The sequence below is a fragment of the Polaromonas sp. P1_E1_2 genome (assembly GCF_056406035.1).
The window spans coordinates 1-10,085 of the sequence record NZ_JBFUAZ010000091.1; the positions used below are offsets into that span (position 1 = coordinate 1).

The 10,085-nt window shown below is 60.2% G+C and carries 7 protein-coding genes and 1 pseudogene; all 8 read right to left on the minus strand.

Annotated features, from left to right (window positions below):
* Positions 1 to 2,736, minus strand: a 2,736-nt coding sequence (locus AC1D1P_RS06950; RefSeq protein ID WP_477672498.1) for a glutamate synthase central domain-containing protein, incomplete at its 3' end; no start/stop codon positions are given.
* Between the two features lie 238 nt (positions 2,737 to 2,974).
* Positions 2,975 to 3,685 carry an REP-associated tyrosine transposase gene (locus AC1D1P_RS06955; RefSeq protein ID WP_477672499.1) on the minus strand — a complete coding sequence of 237 codons (711 nt, stop codon included), beginning with the start codon at positions 3,683 to 3,685 and terminating at the stop codon, positions 2,975 to 2,977.
* A 105-nt stretch (positions 3,686 to 3,790) separates the two neighbouring features.
* On the minus strand, positions 3,791 to 4,939 hold the full coding sequence (locus AC1D1P_RS06960) for an ABC transporter substrate-binding protein (protein ID WP_477672500.1): 1,149 nt from the start codon (positions 4,937 to 4,939) through the stop codon (positions 3,791 to 3,793).
* A gap of 192 nt (positions 4,940 to 5,131) precedes the next feature.
* Complete coding sequence (locus AC1D1P_RS06965; protein ID WP_477672502.1) at positions 5,132 to 6,322, minus strand: MFS transporter; 1,191 nt, start codon at positions 6,320 to 6,322, stop codon at positions 5,132 to 5,134.
* Between the two features lie 85 nt (positions 6,323 to 6,407).
* On the minus strand, positions 6,408 to 7,604 hold the full coding sequence (locus tag AC1D1P_RS06970; RefSeq protein ID WP_477669880.1) for a deoxyguanosinetriphosphate triphosphohydrolase: 1,197 nt from the start codon (positions 7,602 to 7,604) through the stop codon (positions 6,408 to 6,410).
* Positions 7,605 to 7,703: 99 nt separating this feature from the next.
* Complete coding sequence (gene aroB / locus AC1D1P_RS06975) at positions 7,704 to 8,819, minus strand: 3-dehydroquinate synthase (RefSeq protein ID WP_477672501.1); 1,116 nt, start codon at positions 8,817 to 8,819, stop codon at positions 7,704 to 7,706.
* Between the two features lie 45 nt (positions 8,820 to 8,864).
* On the minus strand, positions 8,865 to 9,401 hold the full coding sequence (locus AC1D1P_RS06980; protein ID WP_457279811.1) for a shikimate kinase: 537 nt from the start codon (positions 9,399 to 9,401) through the stop codon (positions 8,865 to 8,867).
* Between the two features lie 157 nt (positions 9,402 to 9,558).
* Positions 9,559 to 10,085: pseudogene (locus AC1D1P_RS06985) on the minus strand (type IV pilus secretin PilQ); the annotation flags it as partial.

Genomic DNA, 10,085 nt, shown 5'->3' on the forward strand with positions numbered 1-10,085 from the left:
GGCGTGGGCTTCGGTGCTGATGGAGCCCAGCGACATGGCGCCGGTAGCAAAACGCTTGACAATCTCTTTGGCCGGCTCGACTTCATCGATCGGGATGGCTTTGGACGGGTCGATCTTGAACTCGAACAGGCCGCGCAGCGTCATGTGGCGGCGGTTCTGGTCGTTGATCAGCTGGGCGTATTCCTTGTAGGTGTTCCAGTTGTTGGAGCGCGTGGAATGCTGCAGCTTGGCGATTGCATCGGGCGTCCACATGTGGTCTTCGCCGCGCACGCGCCAGGCGTATTCGCCGCCGGCGTCCAGCATGTTGGCCAGCACCGGGTCGTCGCTGAAGGCGGCGCGGTGCATGCGCAGCGCTTCTTCAGCGATCTCAAACACACCCATGCCTTCAACCTGGCTGGCGGTGCCAGTGAAGAACTTGGCCACGGTGTCACGGCTCAGGCCGATGGCTTCGAACAGTTGCGCGCCGCAGTAGCTCATGTAGGTCGACACGCCCATCTTGGACATGATCTTGGACAGGCCCTTGCCGATGGCCTTGGTGTAGTTGTAGACCGCCTTGTCGGTGCTGAGGTCACCCGGCAGGCCCTTGGACAGCTCAGCCAGCGTTTCCATCGCGAGGTAGGGGTGAACGGCTTCAGCGCCGTAGCCGGCCAGCACGGCAAAGTGATGCACTTCGCGGGCAGAGCCGGTTTCAACCACCAGGCCGGCGGTCGTGCGCAAGCCTTCTTTCACCAGGTGCTGGTGAATCGCCGACAGCGCCAGCAGGGCCGGGATGGCCACCTGCGTGGCGGTGATGCCGCGGTCGCTGATGATCAGGATGTTTTTGCCGTCCTTGATCGCGTCGACCGCTTCAGCGCACAGCGAAGCCAGCTTGGCCTCGACGCCTTCGTGGCCCCAGGCCAGCGGGTAGGTGATGTCCAGGGTATAGCTCTTGAACTTGCCCTGTGTGTGCGCTTCGATGTCGCGCAGCTTTTGCATGTCGGCCACGTTGAGCACGGGCTGGCTCACTTCAAGCCGCATCGGCGGGTTGACCTGGTTGATGTCCAGCAGGTTGGGCTTGGGGCCGATGAAGGACACCAGCGACATCACGATGGCTTCGCGGATCGGGTCGATGGGTGGGTTGGTCACCTGCGCGAACAACTGCTTGAAGTAGTTGTAGAGCGGCTTGTTCTTGTTGGACAGCACAGCCAGCGGGCTGTCGTTGCCCATGGAGCCGGTGGCTTCTTCGCCGTTGGCGGCCATGGGGGACATCAGGAACTTGATGTCTTCCTGTGTGTAGCCAAAGGCCTGCTGGCGATCAAGCAATGCAATGCCCGATACAGCGGGGGTGGTGACCGGAGCCGCCTTTGCCGCCTTGCCGGCCACGTCGTCCAGCTTGATGCGCAGGTTTTCAATCCATTGCTTGTAAGGCTTGCTGTGGGCCAGCGTGGCCTTGATTTCTTCGTCGTCGACCATGCGGCCTTGTTCGAGGTCGATCAGGAACATCTTGCCGGGCTGCAGGCGCCATTTGCGCACGATCTTGTGCTCAGGAATCGGCAGCACGCCGGATTCGGAGGCCATGATGACCAGGTCGTCATCGGTCACGCAGTAGCGCGAGGGGCGCAGGCCGTTGCGGTCCAGCGTGGCGCCGATCTGGCGGCCGTCGGTGAACACGATGGAGGCCGGGCCGTCCCAGGGCTCAAGCATGGCGGCGTGGTACTCATAGAAGGCCTTGCGGCGCTCGTCCATGGTGGTGTGCTGTTCCCAAGGCTCGGGGATCATCATCATCACGGCCTGGCTGATGGGGTAGCCGGCCATGGTCAGCAACTCGAGGCAGTTGTCGAAGGTCGCGGTGTCGGACTGGCTGGCAAAGCTGATCGGGTAGAGCTTTTGCAGGTCGGCACCCAGCACCGGCGAAGACATCACGCCTTCACGTGCCTTCATCCAGTTGTAGTTGCCTTTGACGGTGTTGATTTCGCCGTTGTGCGCCACATAGCGGTACGGGTGGGCCAGCGGCCACTCCGGGAAGGTGTTGGTCGAGAAGCGCTGATGCACCAATCCGAGTGCCGAGACGCAGCGCGGGTCGGTCAAGTCACGGTAGTAGGTGCCCACCTGGTCGGCCAGCAGCAGGCCTTTGTAGACCACCGTGCGGCTGGACATGCTGGGCACGTAATATTCTTTGCTGTGCGTCAGGCGCAGGTTCTGGATGGCGGCGCTGGCGGTTTTGCGAATGACATACAGCTTGCGCTCCAGCGCGTCCTGCACGATGACGTCGTTGCCGCGACCGATGAAGATCTGGCGCAGGATGGGTTCTTTTTCGCGCACGGTGGGCGACATGGGCATGTCGCGGTTGACCGGCACGTCGCGCCAGCCCAGCAGCACCTGGCCTTCGGCCTTGACGGCGCGCTCGAGCGCCTGTTCGCAGGCCAGGCGGGAAGCGTGCTCTTTCGGCAGGAAGACCATGCCGACGCCGTATTCTCCGGGTGGCGGCAGCTGCACGCCCTGGCCGGCCATTTCTTCACGGTACAGCGCATCGGGCAGCTGGATCAGGATACCGGCGCCGTCGCCCATGAGCTTGTCAGCGCCCACTGCGCCCCGGTGGTCGAGGTTCTCGAGGATCTTCAGGCCTTGCTGGACGATGGCGTGGCTTTTGTGCCCCTTGATGTGCGCCACGAAACCGACGCCGCAGGCGTCATGTTCGTTTGCACCGGAGTACAAACCGTTTTCTTCAAAATGCTTGATTTCAGCAGCCGTGGTCATGGCAATTCCTCGTCAGTTGGGGATGACGGCGATGCCCGAACGACCGTTAAAGGCCCTGGCAACGCTTCCATCCGCAAGGTTCATAATTTTTCGCAGGGAATGGGAGCATATTGCATTGCAACAACAATGCCAAGCGCTTTAAATGGGGTCAGATTCTAATTAAATGTCGATCAATTTAATCAACAATCAATTGGGGACATATTAAACTCAAGCGCGCCAAGCCTTGATAAATATGAAGTTATTCATCATCCGGGCCCTCAGCTACGCGTAGGGGTGGGCGCCCCGCCTGGTTCCTGGTGACACGGCGCTCCGTGCGCTTTTGCAACTCCGCCAAAAAGCCATCTCCACCCAGGGCCCAGCCACTCAGGGCGGATCGGGTCAGCTGGTCTTGCTGCTCCAGCGTGATGCCGGCGCGCACCAGTTCGGCGTAGGCCACTTCACGGGCGAAGGGCGTGTTGCCCAGCGCCCAGACCAGCGGGTGCGGCGTGAGCAGGCCGTCGACCCGCAGGCCTGCGTAGTGGCCGTAGCTGGACCACGGATAGTCTTTGACCTCGGCCACCAGTCCCGCGCGGACCGGATTGAGGTCCATATAGGCCATGCAGGCCAGCAGGTAGCGCTCGGCCTCGATCACGGTGGCCCGGTAACGCCCTTCCCACAAGGTGCCGGAGCGGCCCTGGTTGTCGTTGAAGTAACGCACATAGCGCCGCCYGGCAGCCTGCATCATCTGCGGCAGGCTGTCCGCTGTGGAAGGCGTCGCCAGTAAGTGGAAATGGTTGTCCATCAGCACGTAAGCATGCAGGGCAACGCCGAACTTGCGGGCGCTTTCTTCAAGCAACGCCAAAAACACCTGGTGGTCGGCGGCCGAAGAAAAGACAGTTTGCCGGTTATTCCCCCGCTGGATGATGTGGTGCGGGTAACCGGGGAGCGTCAGCCGGGGAAGACGGGCCATGGGATGCAATGCCTGAAGTTTGCATCATGATATTTGATCTGACCCTGATTTCCTGCTCCGCACTGAGTCCATTGGGCGCCGTTGAAACGACGGGAAAGAAGACGCTTAACGGACAACTTTGCCGTCAGGCGTGATGGTGACCAGGTCAATCGCACGCACCGATTCGTATTTCTTGGGGCGCAGGTTCACACGAAAGCCGCCCACGTCGTAGTCCGTCATGGTTTCAAACGCCTTTTGCAGACCTGCCCTGTCGGGTTTGCCGCTGCCGGCCGCACTGCGGCGTACGCCTTCGGCAAAAGTACGGGCAGCAATATAACCCTCCACACTCTCGTAACTCGGCGTCTGGTCCGTCTGGTTCAGTACATCCAGGTATTCCTTGATGATGGGCGTACCCGTGCTGCGTGGCGACGGCACCACCTGCGAGATCACCACACCGCCTATCTCCTTGCCCAAGGCACTGAACAGCGGATCGATACCCACGACGGAGAAATTGAGGAACTGCCCGCCGAAGCCGGCCTGGCGCATCTTGCGGATGAACGCTGCCGATGAATTGAACAGGCTGACCTGGATCACGGCCTGAGGTTGCGCCTTCATCAGCTGCGCCACTGCGGCATCGACCTTGTCGCTGTTGACCGGCGACAGGGCGCTGCCAACGATGGCCGGGCGCTTCAGGTCGATCAGGGCCTGGTTCACCGCTGCAAGGCCGCCCCGCCCCATGGCGTCATCTTCGGCAAATACACCGATACGGTCCTGGTTGAGGGTGGCACAGTGGCGCGCAATTTTGTAGGCCTCATCGGCCAGCGCCGGACRCACATGAAATATGTTTGCCAGCGCAGGATCATGCAATGCGTCCGACGCCGCAAAAGGTGCGAAAAAGAGCGCCCCGGATGCCTTGGAAGCGGCAAACGCGGCATCACAGCTGGCTGTACCGGCAAAGCCGAACAGCGCATCGACGCCTTCGTCGATCAACTGCTTGGCATTGGCGGCAGCCTTGGCCGGGTTGTAGCCGTCGTCGAGTGTCTTGACTTCTATCTTGTGGCCGCCGGCACCGCCCTTTGCATTGATGGCATCGAAATAAATCTTTGCTCCATTCAGATACGCCAGACCGATCTGGTCGGCTGCACCTGTCAGGGGAACCGATTGGCCAAGAAGAATCTTGCGGCTGGTTTTGCTTTGAGCCCAGAGCGCAGGGCTTGCTACCGCAGCGCCCGCGGAAACCCCACGCAGAATTAGTTGACGTCGATTGAAACCCATGAGAACACCTTTTGAGAGACGAAATAGCCAAAGCAGGTTTGATGCCCGTACCTCAGCATGCGCTCAATATTCCGAAGAAATGTCACAAATTGTGCGCAGACCCTCAGCGTAATCGGTGCAACCCTCAAAAACCACCGTGGAAATGCCAACACGTCATAAGCCTATGCGCATGGGGCGCCAACATACGCCCGTTCAAGTGCGTTGGCGGGCAGATCCAGGCAGACGATCAAGCAAGCTCGCCAACACGAGGGCGATGGCGCAGCCGGCCGTCGCAAGCCAACCCGTCCATTGCCATCCTCCCGCAGTGCTGGCCACCCAGGCAACCAGCGGAGGACCGGCAAATTGCCCCAGCGCCGACCACTGCTGGACCCAGCCAACGGTGGTCGACACGGCATCACGGCGGGGCGCAAGCTGGATGGCCAGGCTAAACAGCGTTGCGGGGATCAGGCCACCCACCATCGAGAAGACCAGTATGGCCACGTACTGTATTTCCGGGCGCAGTTGCACGGCAAATGCGAGCTGTGCGCCTCCAGCCATCGACAGGAAGCCTGCCCCAAGCAGAACCACCGGTCGTACACCACGCTCCAGCAGCCTGCCTGCCGCGACGTTGCCGATGATATTGACGGCAGCAGCAAGCGCCGTAAGCCATGCCACCCACACACCGCTCACGCCAGCCTGGGTGTAGATGGACGGCAGGAAACCGACCACAGCAAGCCACTGTCCCGAGTACATCGCAAAAGCAACAGACATGTACCAGGCTGCGCGCGACCGCAGCGTCGCGCGGACAATATCTCCGCCACGGAAATGAGGAGCCGGCGATTGCCGGGGGGAGATGCCATCATGCAGATGCCCCTGTGCAGGAACTTGCCACGCGACCAGCAAAGCCAGCACTGCGGCCAGCGCGGCCAGAAGCCACCACAAGATTCGCCAACCCCAGTCAGGTGCGGCCAGGCCGATGATCATGGGGCCTCCCAGCAAGGCCAGAGAGGCGCCCAGCGGCATGTAGGCGCCCCATACTCCCAGCATGCCATTGAGCCGCTCTTGTGGCACCAGCTGGCGGATCAGGGCTGGGGCCGGTAACACCACCCAGAGGAATCCCAGCCCTTCGAATACACGTGCGGCGAGCAGCCAATGCACATCGGGAGACACGCCGCCCAACAGACCGGCACCGGACAACACCAGCAACCCGGCCACCATGCTGCGCTTGAGGCCGGCACGCTGCACAACAAGCCCGATGAGCAGCCCGAGCACCATACCCGCCAGCTGCACCAGCGACAGCAGAAATCCGGCCTGCAGCAATGTCACGCCCAATACCTTTCCCAGTACAGGCAGCGCAGGCGGTAGTTTTCCCACGTAAAGGGCGGCCACCACACCGGCAGCCATCACGTACCAGGCCGCGTTCGGGCTCGGGGTTGTTGTTGGCCGGGGCTCCGTCACGCTTGCTGCCTATGGGCCGCTACAACTCCACCTAAACCGGAAAAGCTGCGCGCCCCTTAAGGCGCTCATGCTCTTTGGCGGCGAAGCGGTCTGTCATGCCGGCAATGTAGTCGGCGACCACCCTCTCGGGTTTTGCGCCCGCCGCATGGGGGGCATCAATGCCGTCAAACCGGTCGATGTGAGCCTGCGGCATCTGGGCCGGGTCGGCCATATAGGCTTCGAACAGGTCACGGACTACCTGCTTGGCAGCCTGCGTGGTTTCCACCACTTTCGGGTGGCGGTACAGGTTTCGCAGCAAAAAACGTTTGAGGGATGCAGACTGCATCGCCATTTCTTCGGTAAAACACACCAGCGCCGGATGCCTGCGAACTTCGTCCACGCTGGCAGGTGCAACCTTGTGAATCGCAAGCGATGTCGCATCCATCACGTTATAGACCTGGGCACTGAGCATGCGCCGTATGGTCTCAAACAGCAGCCGCCGGCCTTTCAACGCCCGGTGCGCCAGTTGCGTTTCCCGGCAGTGTTGCGCGAACAGCTCGACACCCTCCAGTTGCTCCAGGGTTAACAGGCCGGAGCGCACGCCGTCGTCAATATCGTGCGCGTTGTAGGCTATTTCGTCCGCAAGATTGGCCAGTTGTGCCTCCAGACCGGGTTGCTGCCAGCGCGGCCCGTCAGCGGGCTCCACGAACCGGCGGGCAACACCGTCCGGCTCGCGGGCTTCAATATGGCGTGCATTGCGCCTGGAACAATGCTTCAGGATTCCTTCTCGCGTCTCAAAGGTCAGGTTCAGCCCGTTGTAGGCCGGATAGCGCTCCTCAAGGGAATCCACCACGCGCAGGCTTTGCAGGTTGTGCTCAAAGCCTGCGCTGTCTGGGTTACAGGCTTTCAGACACGCGTTCAAGGCATCCTGACCGGCATGACCGAACGGCGTATGGCCCAGGTCATGCGCCAGCGCAATGGCTTCCACGAGGTCTTCGTTGAGCTGAAGCGTGCGGGCGATGGACCTTCCCAGCTGGGCGACCTCCAGCGAATGAGTCAGACGGGTGCGAAACAAATCACCTTCGTGATTCAGAAACACCTGGGTTTTGTACACCAGGCGCCGAAAAGCGGTGGAGTGCACGATACGGTCGCGGTCGCGCTGAAACTCGGACCGGGTTGGCGCAGCAGGCTCGGCAAAGCGGCGGCCGCGCGAACGCGACGGGTCACAGGCGTAGGGCTGGAGRTTCATGGATTAAGCATAAAAATGACCGAAATCCCATACCGTATAAGCGCAAACAGCTCCTGAATTGATAGCAATTTCAGGTACTTCTTCCATATTTTCCGCCGCTTATTCACAGCACATATCTATGACAGTGCGCACCATGGCATCCGGTGCACTGCGAACGGCTGCCTTCCCGGGGCCGTCGATCACAACAAACCTTATCTCACCCGCTTCGGATTTTTTGTCGATGCGCATCAGTTCGAGATAGCGGCCGGCATTGTCGGTGGTTGACAGCACAGGTCCTCGCACCGGCAGGCCGCATCGTCGGACAAGATTGGTCAGGCGTTCCGTAAAAGGCTTGTCAACCAGGCCCAGACGCTCTGACAGATGCGCGGCCATCACCATGCCGCAGCCCACACCTTCGCCATGCAGCCATTCCCCATAGCCCAGGCCGGATTCAATCGCGTGGCCGAAGGTGTGACCGAAATTCAGGATGGCCCGCAAGCCCGACTCCCGCTCGTCCTGGCTTACAACCCACGCCTTGATCTCACAACTGCGCCGGATGGCGTGGGCCAAGGCCACGGGCTCCCTGGCGAGCAGGTCCTGCAAGTTGGTCTCGATCCATTCAAGGAATGCCATGTCGGCAATGGGGCCGTATTTAATGATCTCGGCCRGGCCCGCACTCAGTTCGCGAAAAGGCAGCGTCGCCAGGACATCCAGGTCGCACACCACCTGCAAGGGCTGGTAGAACGCACCGATCATGTTTTTGCCCAGCGGGTGGTTGATCGCCGTCTTGCCGCCTACCGAGGAATCCACCTGGGCCAGCAATGTCGTGGGCACCTGCACAAATGGTACGCCGCGCATGTAGCTGGCCGCGGCAAAGCCGGTCATGTCGCCGACCACGCCACCGCCCAAGGCAAACAGCACCGTCTTTCGGTCGCAGCCGTTTTCCAGCAGCGCATCAAAAATCAATTGCAGGGTTGGCCAGTCCTTGTGGACTTCACCATCCGGCAAGGTGACCAGCAGCACCTTGTCATAGCGTTGCTGCAAGGCCCGGGTGAGTTGCACGGCATACAGCGGGGCCACGGTGGTGTTTGACACCACCAGCGCCGTCGCCGCTTTGGGCACGTCCTGATAGGTATTGCTGCTTCCCAGAAGCCCGCTGCCAATGACGATCGGATAGCTGCGTTCGGCCAGATCAATCCGGATTGTCGCAACGGCGGAAGAGGAATTTTCTTGCATGGAAGAAGTGTAGAGGCTTCCACCCTTTCCAAGGCTTGCCAATGGTTATGGCCGGTCGGGAGGCGGAGCCATCACGCCTGCCAGCTCCAGCTGCATCAGGATCATGTTGACCAGCGTAGAGACTGAAGGGCGGCCTGTTTCAATGACATAGTGTGCCGTTTCCCGATAGAGGGCGTCACGGGCGGCGTAAAGATCCCTGAGCCGCGCCAGCGGATCGGCCACCTGAAGCAAAGGGCGGTTCTGGTCATGCCGCAAACGGCGAAAAACCTCTTCGGGGATGGAATGCAGGTAAACCACCTGCGCCCGCTCCCTAAGATGTTGCCGGTTGGCGGGGCGCAGCACAGCCCCGCCGCCGCTGGAGAGTACGCAAACCTCACCCTGAGTCAACTCATCGATGACCAGCTGCTCGATGTCGCGAAATGCGTCTTCACCTTCGCGCTCAAAAAACTCACGGATAGAGCAACCGATACGTTGTTCTATCACCTGATCCGAGTCAATGAACCGCAACCCCATTCTTCGGGCAAGATGCCTGCCGACGGTGGATTTCCCCGACCCAGGCAAGCCCACGCAGGCGATTCTCAACGGATGTGCATTCAATTGATATGGAGGAAAGGTTGCCCAGAAGCATGCCAAGCAACTACACAGAGGACTGGCAGTCCCACGCGCAGTCCTTCAGCACGACGCCTTCTTTACCTACCGCCCTCGAACTCGCCCAAGGCGATCAGACGGGTGGTCGGAATTAACGCAGGGCAGATCCGTTAGTCAGCATTTTGGGTGTGATGAACACCAGCAATTCAGACTTCGTGGCAGATCGCGTTCTTTGTTTGAACAAATTGCCAACACCGGGGATGTCGCCCAAAAGCGGGACTTTGGTTTCATTGTCACGATCATTTTGCTCAAAAATGCCGCCAATGACCACGGTTCCACCATTTTCCACCAGTACCTGCGTTTGAATATGCTTGGTATCAATCGCGAATCCGTTCGCTGTTTCACGTCCCACGCTATCCTTGTTCACGTCCACTTGAAGGATGATGTTCCCCTCCGGCGTTATTTGCGGAGTGACTTCGAGCTTCAAGTTTGCCTTTCGAAAGGCAATAGCGGTGGCACCACTGGAAGTCGCCTGTTGATAGGGAAGCTCTGTACCCTGTTCAATCAGAGCCTTCACCTGATCAGCAGTCACGACACGTGGACTGGAAACAATTTTCGTCTTGCCATCTGCTTCAGATGCAGAAATCTCAAGATTAAGGAATCGTGTCTTTGCGGCAT